The organism is Nocardioides ultimimeridianus (assembly GCF_054777895.1).
The window spans coordinates 181,855-198,925 of the sequence record NZ_BAAHAB010000009.1 but is presented as its reverse complement, the minus strand read 5'-3'; the positions used below and the strand labels follow the sequence as shown (position 1 = coordinate 198,925).

The window sequence follows — 17,071 nt, the reverse complement described above, 5'->3', positions numbered from 1 at the left end:
GTCCGTCCAACCTTCGTGCAAGGACGGCGACCTAGCGTGGGTGCATGGTCATCGCAGCGCCGCTCCCGCCGCGGGTCCTCGATCGCGTGCTGTCGGCGGTCCACTGCGGGAGCTTCGTCCTCGTCCGCTCGCCCCTGGCGCTGCGGGTGTTCGCCGAGCACGTCGAGCTCGAGCAGGAGCGCCTCGGCGCCGTCGAGTCGGAGGAGGTCGCCGCGGTCACGGCCTGCGGCCTGGGGGTCGTCGTCGGGCACGACCCGGCCCGGGGTGGCCTGTCCGCCGTCCTGTGCGCGATCCAGAGGCTGATGCTCGCCGCGGCGGCCGAGGAGCTCGGGGTGCGCTGGGTGAGCTCGTGGCGCGAGGAGTTCCTGCGGTCGCTGGTCGGGATGCCCGACCACGTGCGACCGGTCGCGTGGCTCTGCCTGGGCACCCTCGAGGGCATGGCGGAGGCTCCGGTCGTCGAGCCCGCCGGATGGCGGCACCGTTCGCCGCTGGTCTCGGTCCTCTACGAGGAGTACGACGAGGCAGCAGGAGGTCTGAGCGCCTGACCGCTGTGGGGGCGGTCAGCGCGCGAAGGACCACTGCGTCACGGCCCGCGCCGGCGTCCAGCCGGTGAACGTGCCGACCGGCGCCGCGGTCTCGACCGAGACGCGGGTCAGCTCGCCGCCGTGGGTGGCGTAGAGGCGCCCCAGGAGCTGCTCGGTCTCGAGGGTGACGCCGTGGATCACCAGACGCCGCCCGGGTCGCAGGGCCGCGAGGCACGCGTCGGCCACGCCGGGCCGGGTCGCACCGCCCCCGACGAAGATCGCGTCGGGCGCGGCGAGGTCGGCGAGCGCGTCGGGGGCCCGGCCGGTGACCACCCGCAGGCCCGGTACGCCGAGGGTGCGGGCGTTGCGCGCGATGCGGGCCGCCCGGTCGGGGTCGGCCTCGATCGCGGTCGCCGTGCACGAGGGGTGGGCGCGCATCCACTCGATGCCGACCGAGCCCGCTCCGGCACCGACGTCCCACAGGTGCTCGCCGGGCGTCGGTGCGAGGCGGGCGAGGGCGGAGGCGCGCAGGTCGCGCTTGGTGAGCTGGCCGTCGTGCTCGAAGGCGTCGTCGGGGAGGCCCGCGGTCCAGCCGTACGCCGACCGCCCGACGATCTCGATGGCGATGGTGTTCAGGCGGGGGTGCGGTCCGGTGAGGTCGGCCGCGGTGCCCGTCCGCCGGGTCTCCTGCGGCGCGCCGAGGTCGCCCAGCACGGTCATCGGGGAGTCGCCGTAGCCGGCACGGCGCAGCAGGTCGGCGACCGCATCCGGTGTGGTCTCGTCGGAGGACAGGACCAGGATCCGGCGGCCCGGGGCGAGCTCGCGGGCCACCAGGGCGACGTCGCGACCGACGACGGTGACGACCGCGCACGACTCCGCCGGCCAGCCCATCGCGGCGCGCGCCAGGGCGACCGACGAGACCGCCGGCTCGATGGTGACCCGGTCGGGGCCGAGCAGGCCGAGCAGCGTCGTACCGATGCCGGAGACGAGGGGGTCGCCGGACGCGAGCGCCACGACCGTGCCGGAGGGGAGGGAGGCGAGGAAGTCGCCGAGCCGTGGGCGCAGCGGGGAGGGCCAGGCCTCCCGACGCCCGCGCACGTCGTCGGGGAGGAGCGCGAGGTGTCGTTCGCCGCCGAGGATCACCTCGGCCGCGCGGATCCGCGCGCGGGCGGGCTCGCCCAGCCCGGCCCAGGCGTCCGCGCCGATGCCGATCACGTGCAGCCGCGGAGTGGAGGGCGTGGACGCGGTCACGGGCGCTGACGCTATCGTGGCAGCGGCACGAGGTGCCCCAACGGTCTGCTCACCGAGTCGGCCCGCGGGGAGAATCTGGGAAGCCGGTGGAACTCCGGCACAGGCCCGCTGCGGTGACAGTCCGAAGACCGGCCTCGCGCCCGACCATTCCACGATGGCGAAGCGAGCGGGAGCCTCACATGCCACTGCACTATCCCCTGTCGGCCGTTGTCGGCTGCAGCCCGGACGACCTCGACGACATGGGTCTCGCCCTGGTGCTGACCACGATCAGCCCCGAGATCGGCGGCGTCCTGGTCCGCGGCGAGAAGGGCACCGCGAAGTCGACGAGCGTGCGCGCGCTCGGTGCCCTCTTCCCGCCGCTGGTGGAGCTGCCCATCGGCGCGACCGAGGACCGGGTCATCGGCTCGATCCAGCTGGAGTCCGCGCTCACCGAGGGCCGGATCCAGGTCGAGGAGGGCCTCCTGGCCCGCGCCCACGGCGGCCTGCTGTACGTCGACGAGGTCAACCTGCTGCACGACCACCTGGTCGACCTGCTGTTGGACGCCGCCGCGATGGGCCGCGTGACCGTCGAGCGCGACGGCATCTCGGTCGAGCACGATGCGCGGTTCGTCCTGATCGGCACGATGAACCCCGAGGAGGGCGAGCTGCGCCCGCAGCTGCTCGACCGGTTCGGCCTGACCGTCGAGGTGGCGGCGCCGCGCGACCCGGTCGTGCGCGCCGAGGTGGTCCGGCGCCGGATGGCGTACGACGCCGACCCGGCCCTCTTCACCGGTGCGTACGCCGACGCGGAGGCCGCACTCACCGAGCGGATCGAGGACGCGCGCAAGCGGGTCGGCGAGGTGCGCCTGGGCGACGCCGCGCTGCTGAAGATCGCCGAGGTCTGCGCGGCCTTCGAGGTCGACGGGCTGCGCGCCGACATCGTCACCGCGCGCACCGCCGTCGCGCACGCGGCGTGGGCCGGGCGCGACGAGGTGACCCGCGACGACATCCGGCGCGCCGCCCTGCTCGCGCTCCCGCACCGCCGTCGCCGCAACCCGTTCGACGCTCCCGGGCTGGACGAGGACCTGCTGGACCAGCTGCTCGGCGATGACGAGCTGCCGCCGGAGCCGCCCGAGGGTGGGGGCCCGGAGGAGAGCGAGGAGGCGCCGGCCGACGAGCCGACGGGGGACACCGACCCGGCGGCTCCCGACGCGTCCGATGCGTCCGACGGGGGCCCGGAGCAGCCCGGCCAGCTGGGGCAGCCGGGCGGTGGCGGGGCGCCGGAGGCCACGGTCGGCTCCGGTACGCCGTACCGGCCCAAGCAGCTGGTGGTCGCCGGCCTCGGCGTCGGCGAGGCGGGCCGGCGCAGCCGCGCCCTCGCGACCAGCGGCCGGCGGGTCGGGGCACGGCCGGGCGGCGACGGCTCGCTGCACCTGGTCGAGACGCTCAAGGCCGCGGCCTCGCGCGGCACCCGGGTCCTCGAGCCGCGCGACCTGCGGGTCGCGGTGCGGGAGGGGCGTGAGGCGAACCTCGTGCTGTTCTGCGTCGACGCGTCGGGCTCGATGGCCGCGCGCAAGCGGATGACCCAGGTCAAGACCGCCGTTCTGAGCCTCCTGCTCGACGCCTACCGGCGCCGCGACAAGGTCGGGCTGGTGACGTTCCGGGGGTTGACGGCCGAGGTCGCCCTCCCGCCGACCCGGTCGGTCGACGTGGCCGCGTCCCGGCTCGAGGAGCTGCCCGCGGGCGGCCGGACGCCGCTCGCCGAGGGCCTGCTGGAGGCCGCCAAGGTGCTCCAGCGCGAGCGCCTGCGCGACCCGCGTCTGCGGCCGCTGCTCGTGGTGGTGACCGACGGCCGAGCGACAGCGGGCGCCGATGCCGTGGCACGCAGCCAGCAGGCGGCGGCGTACGTCGCCGGGCTGGGGATCACCATCGTCGTCGTGGACAGCGAGACCGGCCCGCTGCGGCTCGGCCTCGCGGCCCGGCTGGCCGAGACCCTCGGCGCCGAGCACCTGCCGGTGGCCGAGGTCAGCGCGGAGGCGCTCACCTCCACCGTGACCCGGAAGGTGGCCTGAGATGCCGCAGGGCCAGCCTGCCGTCGTACCGGACGACGGCCTGACCACGCGCCAGCGCCGCAACCGGCCGCTGACGATCGTGCACACCGGCGAGAACAAGGGGAAGTCGACGGCCGCCTTCGGGCTCGGGCTGCGCGGCTGGAACCAGGGCTGGAACGTCGCGGTCTTCCAGTTCGTGAAGTCGGCGAAGTGGAAGGTCGGCGAGGAGACCGCCTACCTCGCGCTCGGCAAGCTGCACGAGGACACGGGCGTCGGTGGGCCCGTGCAGTGGAACAAGATGGGCGACGGCTGGTCCTGGTCGCGCAAGAAGGGCGAGGACGAGGACCACGCGCAGGTCGCGCGCGACGGCTGGGCGGAGATCAAGCGCCGGATCCTCGCCGAGGAGCACGACCTCTACATCCTCGACGAGTTCGCCTACCCGGTGAAGTGGGGCTGGGTCGACGCGGCCGAGGTCGCCGACTTCCTCGCGAACCGGCCCGGTCACCAGCACGTCGTCATCACCGGCCGCAACGTGGCGCCGGAGATCATCGAGGTGGCCGACCTGGTCACCGAGATGACCAAGATCAAGCACCCGATGGACGCCGGACAGAAGGGCCAGAGGGGCATCGAGTGGTAGCGGGGGTGCCGCGGCTGGTGATCGCCGCGCCCTCCACGGGCCAGGGCAAGACCACGATCGCCACCGGCCTGATGGCGGCGCTGCGGGCCGCCGGCCACGAGGTCAGCGGGCACAAGGTCGGGCCGGACTACATCGACCCCGGCTACCACGCGCTCGCCACCGGCCGGCCCGGCCGCAACCTCGACCCGCACCTGGTGGGGGAGTCGCGGATCGTCCCGCTGTTCCTGCACGGCGCGCGCGGCGCGGACGTCGCGGTGGTCGAGGGCGTGATGGGCCTGTACGACGGCCGCCTCGGCACCTCGGGCTTCGCCTCGACGGCCCATGTCGCGCGGTTGCTCGCGGCGCCCGTGGTGCTCGTGCTCGACGTCGCGCGGCAGTCCCGGACCGTCGCCGCCATCGCGGCGGGCATGGTCGCGTTCGACCCGTCGGTCCGCATCGCCGGGGTCGTGCTCAACCAGGTCGGCTCCGCGCGCAACACCTCGGAGATCACCGAGGCGCTGGAGAAGGTCGGGCTGCCGGTCCTGGGCGCGGTGCCGCGCGACGCCTCGTTCGCCAAGCCGTCGCGCCATCTCGGCCTGGTGCCCGCTGCCGAGCGGGGCGAGTCGGAGGCGACGATCGCCGCGCTGGGGGAGTACGTCGCCGCCCACGTCGACCTGGCCGCCCTCCTCGACGTCGCCCGCTCCGCGCCGGCGCTGTCCGGCGCAGCGTGGGATCCCGCTGCCGAGCTCGCCGCGGCCGGCCTCGGCCCGTCGTCGGCGCGGCCGGTCGTCGCCATGGCCGGCGGCCGCGCCTTCACCTTCCGCTACGCCGAGACCGAGGAGCTCCTCCGCGCCGCCGGCTGCGAGGTGGTCACCTTCGACCCCCTCACCGCTGCCTGCCTGCCGGCAGGCAGGGAGGCTATGGACAGCCCTAGCCAGCCTGCCTGCCGGCAGGCAGGCCCGGCCGGCGTCTATCTCGGCGGCGGCTTCCCCGAGGTGTACGCCGAGCAGCTGGCCGCCAACCGCCCGCTGCTCGACGAGCTCCGCGCCGCCGTGGCGGGCGGGGTGCCGACGGTCGCGGAGTGCGCGGGCCTGCTGCTGCTCGGGGAGTCGCTGGACGGCACGCCGATGACCGGGGCCCTCCCGAGCCACGCAGCGATGGCCGAACGACTGACCCTGCGCTACCCGGTCGCCGAGGCCGCCACCGACTCGCTGCTCACCCGCGCCGGCGAGCAGGTCAGCGGGCACGAGTTCCACCGCACCGCCACCGCTCCCGCGCACGGCGGCACCCCCGCGTGGATCATCGACGGCGCACCCACCGGCTGGGCGGGGCCGACCCTGCACGCGTCGTACCTCCACACCCACTGGGCCGGTCACCCCCGGCTCGCGGCCCGGTTCGTCGAGGCGGTGCGCGCCCGTGGCTGACCCGCTCGACCACCCGCTCGACCACCCGCTCGACCACCCGCTCGACCACCCGCTCGACCACCATGGCGACGTCGAGACCGGCGACGGCCTCCTCGACTTCGCGGTCAACGTGTACACCGGGCCGCGTCCCGCCTGGCTCGACCGCGCGCTGCACGATGCCGTGGACGCGAGCGGGTCCTACCCGAGCAGCACCGAGGCACGGCAGGCCATCGCCACCGCCCACGGCCGCGCGGTCGACGAGGCGCTGCCGACCTCCGGCGCCGCGGAGGCGTTCACCCTCGTCGCCCGGATGCGCGCTTGGCGGCGGCCGGTCGTCGTGCACCCGCAGTTCACCGAGCCGCACGCCGCCCTCCTCGCGGCCGGCCACGCCGTGACCGCGGCGCCCTGCGCGAGCCCGGCCTTCGCCCTCTCCTCGGCCGAGATCCCCGACGACGCCGACCTGGTGATCGTCGGCAACCCGACCAACCCCACCGGCGTCCTGCACCCCGCAGCCGGCATCCGCGCGCTGCTCCGGCCGGGCCGGGTCGTGGTCGTCGACGAGGCGTTCCTCGACGCCGTCCCCGGGGAGCCCGAGGCGCTCGCCGGCGCCCGCCTGGACGGTCTGCTGGTCATCCGCAGCCTCACCAAGCACTGGTCGATCCCCGGCATCCGCGCCGGGTACGTCGTCGGCGCCCCCGCGCTCGTCGCCGAGCTCGAGCGCCACCAGCCGCCGTGGTCGGTCTCCGCGCCGGCCCTCGCCGCGACCGTCGCCTGCCTGACTGCCGAGGCCCGCGCGGAGGCACACCGCCGGGCGCTGGCGATCGCCGACTGGCGCACGCAGCTGGAGGCCGGCCTCGCCGAGCGCGGCATCCCGTACGTGCCCGCGACGGCGTCCTTCGTGCTGGCACAGGTCGGTCCCGGCACCCGCGATGCGCTGCGGCAGCGCGGCATCGCCGTACGCCGAGCCGACACCTTCCCGGGGCTCGACGCGTCCTGGGTGCGGATCGCCGTACGCCCGCCGGACCTGACCGACAAGCTCCTGGTGGCCCTCGATGAGTAGGGCACTCGGCCTGCTGCTGGGGTACGCCGCCGACCGCGTCCTCGGCGACCCGCGCCGGCTCCACCCGGTCGCTGGCTTCGGCACCCTGGCCGGCGCGGTCGAGCGGCGTACCTATGCCGACGACCGGGCCAGCGGTGTCGTGCACACGGCCCTGCTGGTCGGCGGAGCGGTGGCGGCCGGACGCCTCCTGCCGCGCACCACCACGACCACCGCGCTCGCCACCTGGGCCGTCCTCGGCGGCCGCTCGCTGGAGCGCGAGGCGATGGCCGTGCACGCCCACCTCGCCGCCCACGACCTTCCCGCCGCGCGCCGCCGGCTGACCCATCTCGTCGGGCGCGACACGTCGGCCCTGACCGCCGACGAGGTCGCCCGCGCGGTCGTCGAGTCGGTCGCCGAGAACACCTCCGACGCCGTCGTCGCCCCGCTGGTCTGGGGTGCGATCGCAGGAGCGCCCGGCCTGCTCGGCTACCGCGCCGCCAACACCCTGGACGCGATGGTCGGGCACCACAACGCCCGCTACGAGCGCTTCGGCTGGGCGAGTGCGCGCCTCGACGACGTGGTCAACCTCCCCGGCTCGCGGCTGTCCGGCCTGCTGGCCACGGCTGTCGGCGGCCGGCCGGCCGACGCGATCACCGCCTGGCGGCGCGACGCCTCGGCCCACCCGAGCCCCAACGCGGGCGTCGTCGAGTCCACCTTCGCCGGTGCCCTGGGCATCCGGCTCGGTGGGACGAACACCTACTACGGGGACCGGGTCGAGCACCGCGCGACCATGGGGGACGGTCGCGCCCCGCAGCCGCAGGACATCCCGCGCGCCACCCGGCTCGCTCGTCGCGTCGGCCTCGGCGCGGTCCTGGTCGCGACCGTGGCAGCGGGGCGGTCGCGATGAGCGCCACCGTCCTGGTCGGCATGTCTGTCGCCGACGTCGACCGCCGCGACGACCTCCTCGCCACCGCCCGCGACCGCAGTGCCACCGTCGCCTTCCTGCAGATGGCCGACCCCGGCCTGTCGGCCGAGCTGACCCGCCTCGCGGACACCGGTGTCGACACGATCACCCTGATCGGGATCAGCCTCGGCCCGCTCGGCCCCGGGCAGTCGTGGCTGTCTCGCATCGCCGCGCACTGGTGGCGCGAGCGCGCCGGTCACCGCCCCACGCTGAGGATCGCGAAGCGGCTCGCCACCGACCTCACCGACCTGCCCGAGGAGACCCGTCCGATCACGTCGTACGAGCCCGGCCTGACCTCGGAGGCATGGGAGGACGTGAGCGGCCACCGGCACCAGGTCAACCTCTGCCGCGGCCCGCGCTGCACGGCCAAGGGAGCCGGCGACAGCCTGCGCGCGCTGATCCTGGCGATGCTCGAGCACGAGCTCGGCGACGACGACGTGCTGCTGGTGCACACCGGCTGCCAGTTCCCGTGCAACCAGGCGCCGGTGGTGAGCGTGCAGCCCGACGACGTCTGGTACGGCCGCGTCGACCCCGCCGTCGCAGCAGCCATCGTCACCGAGCATCTGGTGGGCGGACGGCCACTCGCCAGCCACCGGCTGAACCGATAGGGTCGGAACGCACGCCGTTCGTGAGGAAGCCAGTGAGAATCTGGCACGGTCACGCCACTGTGAGAGTCCTGGCAACAGGGCTCGAAGTCAGATCTTCCGGCGACGTGCTGTCCGCCCACAAGGGAACGTTGTATTCCTGAAGGAGCATCACGTGAACACCACGTCTGCTGTCACCACCTCCGCGCCGGTCGCCACTCCGCTGGTCTCCGTGAACGTCCGCACCGTCGCGCTGCTCGTCGGCGTCGCCATGCTGGCGCTGCTGGCCTACTACTTCATCGGCATCGACGAGGGCGCCATGTCGCTGTCGGGCAAGAGCATGCTGCTGCACGAGTTCTTCCACGACGGCCGCCACCTCATGGGCTTCCCCTGCCACTGATCCACCCGGCAGAGGACAACAGAACATGGTGAAGCAGCTCCTCGGCCGCGGCATGCTCTCCGGAGCGGTCGCCGGCCTGGTCGCCTTCGTCTTCGCGCGCCTGTTCGCGGAGCCCCTCATCCAGCAGGCCATCGACTTCGAGGACGGTCACTCCCACGAGCACGAGCAGGAGCTGGTCAGCCGCTCGGTCCAGTCGCTGATCGGGCTCGGGACCGGGATGATCCTCTTCGGCGTCGCGATGGGTACGCTCGTCGCCGTCGGGTACGTCGTCGCGATCGGCCGCACCGGTCGCGTCCGCCCGTTCCAGCTGGCGCTGCTCATGCCCGGGTTCTACTTCGTCGGCGTCTTCCTGGTGCCGTTCCTGAAGTACCCCGCGAACCCGCCCGCCATCGGCGACCCCGACACGATCCGCGACCGCGGCGCGGCGTTCCTGATCACGGTCGCCGTCTCGTGCCTCGCCCTCTTCCTCGCGGTGTACGCCGGCCAGCAGCTGCGCCAGCGCCTCGGGCTCTACCGCACGGTGCTCGTCGCGGGCTTCGGCTACGCGGTCGTGATGGGCCTGCTCTTCTGGGCGCTCCCGACCTTCCACGAGACGCCCGAGGGCTTCCCGGCCGATGTGCTGGCGAGGTTCCGGGTCGACGCGATCCTCGGCCAGGTGCTGCTCTTCGGCACCATCGCGCTGGTCTTCGCCCCGCTGGCGGAGCGTGTGCTGCGCCCGGCGGCCGTCCAGGAGCCCGCCCCGGCCCTGGTCTGATCCTCGCGTAGTTGTGAGAGTGACCCCTGGGTCACCCTCACGACTACGCGACGGGGTTGTGGAGGACGCCGGCGGGCGGAGGCCGATCCGTGGCACCGTCGCGCCATGCCTCGGGGTGACTGGTCGGCACTGGCCGGCGTGCAGCGCGGTCTGCTGACGCGCGAGCAGCTGGCCGTCGCGGGCGTGGATCGGTGGGCCGTCTCGCACCGTGTCTCGACGGGCCGATGGGTCCTCCTGACGCCGAAGGTGATCGCGACGACGACCGGCGAGCTCTCCCGGGAGCAGCTGAAGTGGCTGGGCGTCCTGCACGCCGGCGGTGACGCGATCCTCGGCGACCTCACGGCTGCGGAGCACCTCGGTCTGCGGAACTGGTCCCGCGACGAGGTCACTGTCCTCGTCACCAAGGACGCCACCGTCGGCGACGGATTCCCCGGCATCCGATTCGTCGGGACCCGCCATCCCCTGCAGCAGCTACGTCACCGGGGCGCGGAGCTGCCGTGCGCAGCGATGGCCCCGGCCGTGCTGATGTTCGCCGGGCGGCAGGCCTCCCACCGGACGGCGGAGGGGGTCCTGGCCGCCGCGGTGCAGCAGCGGCTGACCGATCCGACCGAGCTGGGGACGTGGATCGATCGGCTGCGCCCGTTGAGGGGAGCGCCGAGGATGCGGCGGGCGCTGGCCGAGATCGAGGGCGGGGCGCAGTCCCTGGCCGAGATCGACGTCCGCCGGATGTGCACGCGGTTCCGGATCGCACCGCCGAGCCGGCAGGTCAAGCGGCGGGACAGCGCCGGACGACTCCGCTTCACCGACTGCGAGTGGCCGCTGCCCGGCGGCGGGGTCCTCGTCCTCGAGGTCGACGGCGGCTTCCACATGGACGTCGAGCACTGGGAGGACGATCTCGCTCGGCAGCGACGGCTCTCGGGCGACGGACGCCTGATCGTGCGATGCACCGCCCGCGAGCTGCGCGACGAGCCCGAGTCGGTCGCTCGTGACCTCAAGGCGCTCGGCGTGCCCGCCGCGTAGTTGTGAGAGTGACCCCTGGGTCACCCTCACAACGACGCGAGGCGCGCGAAGGCATCCGCCACGCTGTCGACCACCTCGACGCCGGCCGGCGCCGCCGGGCGCCGGACCACCACGACCAGGATCTCCAGCTCGGCCGCGGCCTGCATCTTCGGCCAGGTGTAGCTGCCGCCGGAGTCCTTGGTGACCAGCACGTCGGTGCCGTGCTCGCGCATCAACGCCAGCTCGCCGTCGAGCGTGTAGGGGCCGCGGCTGGTGAGCAGCGTCCAGGCCTCCGGCAGCTCGATCTCCGGGCGGTCCACCACCCGCGCGAGGGCTTCGAGCGACCCGAGCACGGGAACGAAGCGCGCCAGCTCCTGCCGGCCCACGGTCAGGAACGGCCGGTGGCCGAGCAGCGCGGCGCACTCGGCGGCCTCGTCATGGGTGTCGACGTAGCGCCAGGCCGGGTCAGGGGCCCAGCCCGGACGCTCCAGCCGCAGCAGCGGCACGCGCTCGGCCGCGCACGCCTCGACCGCGTTCGCGGACATCCCGAGGGCGAAGGGGTGGGTCGCATCGACGACGAGGTCGTAGTCCGCCAGCGCGGCGCGCAGACCCGCGACCCCACCGAACCCGCCGATGCGCACCGGCCCGACCGGCAGCCTCGGCTCGGCGACCCGGCCGGCCAGCGAGGACGTCACGTCGACGCCGGTCGAGACCAGCAGCGCGGCGAGCTCGCGGGCCTCGCTGGTGCCGCCCAGCAGCAGGATCCTCACGGCAGGATCCTCAGGCCGGCGGGCGCCCCGGACCGGGCGAGGTCGAGCAGGGCGGAGACGTCGAGGTGCTCCTCGACCAGGTCCGCGATCAGGTCGATCCGGCGGGACCGGGCGGCCGGGAACGACGCCCGGGACGTCACGCCCAGCGCCTCGGCCAGGTAGCGCGCCCGTATGCCGTCGTCCTCCAGCGACCCGTGCACCATCGTCGCCGTCACGTTGCCCTTCACGGTCGGTCCGCTGACCCGTCCGTGGTGGATCTCGTAGCCGGAGGGCGAGTGCAGCCGCAGGGTCTTCTCCGCCACGAACGTCGTCGTGTGGTCGAGCAGCCCCAGCCCCTCGACCACCGCGCCCGACGCGCCCTCGACGCCATCGGCGTCGGCGATCGTGCGGCCGAGCATCTGGCAGCCGCCGCAGATCCCGAGCACCGGCCGTCCGCGCCGGGCGTGCTCGATGATCGCGACGTCGAGGCCGCGCGAGCGCAGCCATGCGAGGTCGCTGATCGTCGCGCGGGTGCCCGGCAGCACCACCAGGTCGGCGTCGCCGAGGTCGCGCGGGTCGGACACGAACGTGACGTCGAGGTCGGGCTCCAGGCCGAGCGCGTCGAGGTCGGTGAAGTTGCTGATCCGGGGGAGCCGCACCACGGCGACCTTCTTCGCGCCTGCCTCGGCCCTGCGTCCCTCGAGGTCCAGCGCGTCCTCGGAGTCGAGCCACAGGTCGGGCGACCACGGCAGGACCCCGTACGTCGGGCGCCCGGTCAGCTCGGTGATCCGGTCGATCCCGGGGCGCAGCAGATCGAGGTCGCCGCGGAACTTGTTGATGACGAATCCGGCGACGAGCGACTGGTCCTCCGGCGCGAGCAGCGCGACCGTGCCGTACATCGCGGCGAACAGCCCGCCGCGGTCGATGTCGCCGACCACCACGGTCGGCAGCGACGCGTGCCGCGCGAGCCCCATGTTCACGTAGTCGCCGGCGCGCAGGTTGATCTCGGCCGGGCTGCCCGCGCCCTCGGCGACGATGACGTCGAAGCGCGAGGCGAGGTCGTCGTACGCCGCATGCGCCGCCTCGGCGAGGTGCCGCCTCCCGTCCTCCCAGTTGCTGGAGCTGACCTCGCCGGCCGGCTGCCCCATCAGCACGACGTGCGAGCGACGGTCGCTGCCGGGCTTGAGCAGCACCGGGTTCATCGCGGGCTCGGGCTCGACCTGCGCCGCGAGCGCCTGCACCCACTGGGCCCGCCCGATCTCGGCCGGTCCGTCGGGACCCGCGACGACCATCGAGTTGTTCGACATGTTCTGCGCCTTGTACGGCGCCACCCTCACCCCGCGCCGCGCGAACGCCCGGCACAGCCCGGTCGTGACCACGCTCTTGCCGGCGTCGGAGGTGGTGCCGGCGACGAGGAGGCCGCTCATGGCGCCCGCAGCAGGTAGACGTCCATCACCCAGCCGGCGGCCGCCCTCGCCCGGTCCCGGGCAGCCGACAGCTCACCGATGACGTCGCCCACCCGGCCCGCCACGAGCTCCTCCGAGTCGCTGCCGAGGTTCGCGCCCCACCAGATCTGCCAGTCCTCGAGACCGGCCGGGTCGAAGCCGCTGGTGAGCATCACGACCAGGTTGGTGGCGCCGGCGGCGATGTCGGAGCGCAGCCGGCGCTCGGTGGTGATCACCACCGGCCGGCCCACCTCGTGCAGCACGGTCCGGTGGGCGGCGGCCAGCGCCTGCGGGGCGGAGATGCCGGGCAGGACGTCGTACTCCTCGCCCAGGGCCGCCACGACCCGGACCGTCGAGTCGTAGAGGGCGGGGTCGCCCCAGACCAGGAAGCCGACCGTGCCCGGCCGCTCGTCGATGACCGCGCGGTAGGCGGCGACCCGCGCCGCGTGCCAGTCCGCGACCGCGCGGACGTAGCCGCCGTCGCCGACGGGGTCCCGGTCCCGCTCCGGATCCGGTACGGCGACCAGCTCGACCCCGTGCGCCGCGCAGATCGAGCGCCGGACGGCCAGCAGCTCGTCCTCCTCGCGCTTCGACGCCGCGATGACGTAGTCGCAACCGCGCAGCGCGGCCGCCACCTCGGGAGTCACGTGCTGCGGCCCCATCCCGATCCCGAGCACCCGGATCATCCGGCGGAGTCTTCCAGCTCGCCCTCGACGTCGAGGTAGACCGCCTGCATCGCGGCGAGGGTGTCGGCGTCCGGCTCGGCCCACAGCCCGCGCTCGGCGGCCTCGTGCAGCCGCTCGACGATGCCGCGCAGCGCCCAGGGGTTCGACTTGCGCAGGAACGCCTGGTTCGTCTCATCCAGCACGTAGCTCTCGGCGAGCGACTGGTACATCCAGTCGTGGACCACGCCCGCGGTCGCGTCGAAGCCGAAGAGGTAGTCGACGGTCGCGGCCAGCTCGAAGGCGCCCTTGTAGCCGTGCCGCTGCATCGCCCCGATCCACCGCGGGTTCACGACCCGCGCGCGGAACACCCGGGCGGTCTCCTCGGCCAGCGTCCGGGTCCGGATCGCGTCGGGGGAGGTCGAGTCGCCGACGTACGCCTTGGGGTCGGAGCCGGTCAGCGCGCGGACGGTGGCGACCATCCCGCCGTGGTACTGGAAGTAGTCGTCGCTGTCGGCGATGTCGTGCTCGAGGGAGTCGACGTTCTTGGCGGCGACCTTGATCCGGCGGTAGTTGGCGCGCATGTCGTCGGCGGCCGGTGCGCCGTCGAGGTCGCGGCCGTAGGCGAACCCGCCCCAGGCCGTGTAGACCTCGGCGAGGTCGTCGTCGCTGCGCCAGTTGCCGGACTCGACGACCTGGAGGATGCCGGCGCCGTACGAGCCGGGCTTGGAGCCGAAGATCCGGGTCGTGGCGCGGCGTACGTCGCCGTGGTCGGCCAGGTCGGCCTGCGCGTGGGCGCGCACGAAGTTGCAGTCGTCGGGCTCGTCGAGCTCGGCGACCATCCGCACGGCGTCGTCGAGCATCCCGACGACGTGCGGGAAGGCGTCGCGGAAGAACCCGGAGATCCGCACGGTCACGTCGACGCGGGGACGCCCCAGCTCCTCGAGGGGTACGACGACCAGGCGGTTCACGCGGCGGGACTCGGCATCCCACTCGGGGCGGACGCCGAGCAGGGCCAGCACCTCGGCGATGTCGTCGCCGCTGGTGCGCATGGCGGACGTGCCCCACACCGACAGGCCGACCGAGTCGGGGTAGTCGCCGGTCTCGGCGACGTACCGCTCGAGCAGGGAGTCGGCCATCGCCTGGCCGGTCTGCCAGGCGAGCCGGGACGGGATGGCGCGCGGGTCGACGGTGTAGAAGTTGCGCCCGGTCGGCAGCACGTTGACCAGGCCGCGCAGCGGGGAGCCGGACGGCCCGGCGGGCACGAAGCCGCCGTCGAGGGCGTGCAGCACGGCGTCCAGCTCGTCGGTCGTGCGCGCCAACCGCGGGACCACCTGCGTCGCGGCGAACTCCAGGACCCGCTGCACGTCGGGGGAGTCGTGCAGGGTCGGTACGACGCCGGGGTCCCAGCCCGCCTTCGCCAGCGCCTCCACGAGCGAGCGGGCCTCGGTCTCGAACGCGTCGACGGTCGCCGAGGCGTCGTCGGTGTCCAGCCCGAGAGCGGTCCGCAGCCCCGGCACGGCGTTCCCGACCCCGCCCCAGACCTGCCCGGCGCGCAGGATGGCGAGCACCAGGTTGACCTGCGCCTCGGCCTGCGGCGGGGCGCCGAGGATGTGCAGCCCGTCGCGGATCTGGGCGTCCTTGATCTCGCACAGCCAGCCGTCGACGTGCAGCAGGAAGTCGTCGAACTCCTCGTCGTCGGGCCGCTCGTCGAGACCGAGGTCGCGGTGCAGCTCGGCGGCGCGCATCAGCTGCCAGATCTCGCCGCGGATCGCCGGCAGCTTGGCCGGGTCCATCGCCGAGATCTTGTCGTACTCCTCGAGCAGGGCCTCCAGGCGCGCGATGTCGCCGTAGGACTCGGCGCGTGCCATCGGCGGCACCAGGTGGTCCACGATCGTGGCGTGCGCGCGGCGCTTGGCCTGCGCGCCCTCGCCCGGGTCGTTGACCAGGAACGGGTAGATCAGCGGCATGCTGCCGATCGCGGCGTCGGTGCCGCAGGACGCCGACATCGCGGCGTTCTTGCCGGGCAGCCACTCCATCGAGCCGTGCTTGCCGAGGTGGATGACGGCGTGTGCGCCGAAGCCGTTCTCGAGCCAGCGGTAGGCGGCCAGGTAGTGGTGGGACGGCGGCAGGTCGGGGTCGTGGTAGATCGCGACCGGGTTCTCGCCGAAGCCGCGCGGCGGCTGGATCATGATGACGACGTTGCCGCTGCGCAGCGTCGCGAGGACGAGCTCGCCCGCGTCGTTGACGAACAGGCTGCCCGGCGACTCGCCCCACTTCTCGGTCATCGCCTCGCGCAGGTCGGCGGGCAGGTGGGCGGTCCAGGCGTCGTACTCGGCCTTGGTGATGCGGACGTAGGCGTCGGTCAATTGACCGCTGGTCAGCCACTCCTCGTCCTGGCCGCCGGCCGCGATCATCGCGTGGATCAGCGCGTCGCCGGCCTCGGTGTCGTCGGCCAGGTCCAGCTGCGGCAGGTCGCCGACGTCGTACCCGTCCTCGCGCATCCGGCGCAGCAGCCGGATCGCCGAGACGGGGGTGTCGAGGCCGACGGCGTTGCCGATCCGCGCGTGCTTGGTCGGGTACGCCGACAGCACCAGCGCGACCTTCTTCTCGGCGTTCGGGATCCGGCGCAGCCGCGCGTGGTTGACCGCGATGCCGGCGACCCGGGCACACCGCTCCGGGTCGGCGACGTAGTGCGGGAGGCCCTGCTCGTCGAGCTCCTTGAAGGAGAACGGCGCGGTGCTGATCCGGCCGTCGAACTCGGGGATCGCGATCTGGGTGGCGTAGTCCAGCGGACTGACGCCGTCGTCGGAGGCATCCCACTCGGCGCGCGACGAGGTGAGGCAGAGGCCCTGCAGGACCGGGATGTCCAGGGCCGCCATCCGCTCGACGTCCCAGGCCTCGTCGTCGCCGCCGGCGCTCGCCGTGGCGGGGGTGGAGCCGCCGGCGGCCAGCACGGTCACGACCAGGGCGTCGAGGGTGCCGAGGGCGTCGTACAGGTCGTCGGGGGCGGAGCGGAGCGACCCCGCGAAGATGGGTACGCCGGTGGCCTCGCCGGTCGCGTCGATGGCATCGGCGAGGGCGTGGGCGAAGTCCGTGTTCCCGCTGGCCTCGTGGGCGCGGTAGTAGAGGACGCCGACCCGCGGCAAGCCGGTGGTTGAGTAGCCCGAGCCGCTAGGCGATCTGTCGTGAGGGACGAGCGAAGATGTATCGAAACCACCGCGCTCCGCGAACCCCCACACCGGGATCGCGCTCGGCGCCTCGAACCCCTCCCCGGTGAGCAGCACCGTGTCGGAGAGGAACGCGTGCAGCTGTCCGAGGTTCCCCGGCCCGCCCTCGGCCAGGTAGCGGTGCGCCTCCGCCGCGACGCCGATCGGCACCGTGGAGCGCTCCATGAGCTCGGCGCTGGGCTGCTGCTCGCCGCCGAGCACCACGACGGGCACCGTGAGCGAGCCGAGCCCGGGCCAGAGGTCGTCGGGGGAGCCGAGCAGCCGCATCACGACCAGGTCGGCGTCGGCGACCAGCGCGTCGAGCGCCGTACCGTCGAGGCGGGCGGGGTTGCCCCACGCCCAGTCGGCGCCGGAGGCGCGTGCCGACAGCAGGTCGGTGTCGGACGTGGACAGCAGAGCCAGGCGCACGAGCGCGGTCCTC

The 17,071-nt window shown here is 74.1% G+C and carries 15 protein-coding genes and 1 riboswitch; of the genes, 10 read left to right on the top strand and 5 right to left on the bottom strand.

Annotation, left to right across the window (positions count from 1 at the left end):
• Positions 1 to 44: 44 nt before the first annotated feature.
• Complete coding sequence (locus ACYU8V_RS09525; RefSeq protein ID WP_460846920.1) at positions 45 to 545, top strand: nitroreductase family protein; 501 nt, start codon at positions 45 to 47, stop codon at positions 543 to 545.
• Positions 546 to 560: 15 nt separating this feature from the next.
• On the opposite strand, the gene cbiE is transcribed toward ACYU8V_RS09525, so the two are convergent.
• The gene (gene cbiE, locus ACYU8V_RS09520) at positions 561 to 1,775 is read right to left on the bottom strand and encodes a precorrin-6y C5,15-methyltransferase (decarboxylating) subunit CbiE (RefSeq protein ID WP_460846918.1); all 1,215 of its coding nucleotides are present in this window, start codon (positions 1,773 to 1,775) and stop codon (positions 561 to 563) included.
• A gap of 13 nt (positions 1,776 to 1,788) precedes the next feature.
• Positions 1,789 to 1,926, top strand: a riboswitch (cobalamin riboswitch).
• A gap of 28 nt (positions 1,927 to 1,954) precedes the next feature.
• Between cbiE and ACYU8V_RS09515 the strand changes: the two genes are divergently transcribed.
• From ACYU8V_RS09515 to ACYU8V_RS09475, 9 genes are all read left to right on the top strand, one after another.
• On the top strand, positions 1,955 to 3,826 hold the full coding sequence (locus tag ACYU8V_RS09515) for a VWA domain-containing protein (protein WP_460846916.1): 1,872 nt from the start codon (positions 1,955 to 1,957) through the stop codon (positions 3,824 to 3,826).
• A gap of 1 nt (position 3,827) precedes the next feature.
• Positions 3,828 to 4,442: a cob(I)yrinic acid a,c-diamide adenosyltransferase gene (cobO, locus tag ACYU8V_RS09510; RefSeq protein WP_460846914.1), complete on the top strand. Its 615-nt coding sequence runs from the start codon at positions 3,828 to 3,830 to the stop codon at positions 4,440 to 4,442.
• Between the two features lie 5 nt (positions 4,443 to 4,447).
• The gene (locus ACYU8V_RS09505; RefSeq protein ID WP_460846913.1) at positions 4,448 to 5,845 is read left to right on the top strand and encodes a cobyrinate a,c-diamide synthase; all 1,398 of its coding nucleotides are present in this window, start codon (positions 4,448 to 4,450) and stop codon (positions 5,843 to 5,845) included.
• On the top strand, positions 5,838 to 6,884 hold the full coding sequence (gene cobC / locus ACYU8V_RS09500) for an Rv2231c family pyridoxal phosphate-dependent protein CobC (RefSeq protein WP_460846912.1): 1,047 nt from the start codon (positions 5,838 to 5,840) through the stop codon (positions 6,882 to 6,884). The genes ACYU8V_RS09505 and cobC overlap by 8 nt, the downstream gene beginning before the upstream one ends.
• Positions 6,877 to 7,770: a cobalamin biosynthesis protein gene (locus ACYU8V_RS09495; protein WP_460846911.1), complete on the top strand. Its 894-nt coding sequence runs from the start codon at positions 6,877 to 6,879 to the stop codon at positions 7,768 to 7,770. The genes cobC and ACYU8V_RS09495 overlap by 8 nt, the downstream gene beginning before the upstream one ends.
• Positions 7,767 to 8,435 carry a (2Fe-2S) ferredoxin domain-containing protein gene (locus ACYU8V_RS09490; RefSeq protein WP_460846909.1) on the top strand — a complete coding sequence of 223 codons (669 nt, stop codon included), beginning with the start codon at positions 7,767 to 7,769 and terminating at the stop codon, positions 8,433 to 8,435. The genes ACYU8V_RS09495 and ACYU8V_RS09490 overlap by 4 nt, the downstream gene beginning before the upstream one ends.
• A 151-nt stretch (positions 8,436 to 8,586) precedes the next feature.
• Positions 8,587 to 8,811: a CbtB domain-containing protein gene (locus ACYU8V_RS09485; RefSeq protein WP_460846908.1), complete on the top strand. Its 225-nt coding sequence runs from the start codon at positions 8,587 to 8,589 to the stop codon at positions 8,809 to 8,811.
• A gap of 25 nt (positions 8,812 to 8,836) precedes the next feature.
• Positions 8,837 to 9,565, top strand: coding sequence for a CbtA family protein (locus ACYU8V_RS09480; protein ID WP_460846907.1), 729 nt, complete (start codon positions 8,837 to 8,839; stop codon positions 9,563 to 9,565).
• A gap of 105 nt (positions 9,566 to 9,670) precedes the next feature.
• Positions 9,671 to 10,585 (top strand): hypothetical protein, encoded by a 915-nt coding sequence (locus tag ACYU8V_RS09475; protein ID WP_460846905.1) that lies wholly within the window; start codon positions 9,671 to 9,673, stop codon positions 10,583 to 10,585.
• A 26-nt stretch (positions 10,586 to 10,611) separates the two neighbouring features.
• Here the strand turns inward: ACYU8V_RS09475 and ACYU8V_RS09470 are convergent, their stop codons facing one another.
• Genes ACYU8V_RS09470 through cobN form a run of 4 tightly spaced genes read right to left on the bottom strand, consistent with a single transcriptional unit; the run spans position 10,612 to position 17,058 of the window.
• The gene (locus tag ACYU8V_RS09470) at positions 10,612 to 11,334 is read right to left on the bottom strand and encodes a cobalt-precorrin-6A reductase (protein ID WP_460846903.1); all 723 of its coding nucleotides are present in this window, start codon (positions 11,332 to 11,334) and stop codon (positions 10,612 to 10,614) included.
• Complete coding sequence (locus tag ACYU8V_RS09465; RefSeq protein WP_460846902.1) at positions 11,331 to 12,740, bottom strand: cobyric acid synthase; 1,410 nt, start codon at positions 12,738 to 12,740, stop codon at positions 11,331 to 11,333. The genes ACYU8V_RS09470 and ACYU8V_RS09465 overlap by 4 nt, the downstream gene beginning before the upstream one ends.
• Entirely contained in the window at positions 12,737 to 13,444 is a 708-nt protein-coding gene (gene cobF, locus ACYU8V_RS09460; RefSeq protein ID WP_460846900.1) for a precorrin-6A synthase (deacetylating), read from the bottom strand. The genes ACYU8V_RS09465 and cobF overlap by 4 nt, the downstream gene beginning before the upstream one ends.
• Entirely contained in the window at positions 13,441 to 17,058 is a 3,618-nt protein-coding gene (gene cobN / locus ACYU8V_RS09455) for a cobaltochelatase subunit CobN (RefSeq protein WP_460846898.1), read from the bottom strand. Before cobN ends, cobF begins: the two co-directional genes overlap by 4 nt.
• Positions 17,059 to 17,071 lie beyond the last annotated feature (13 nt).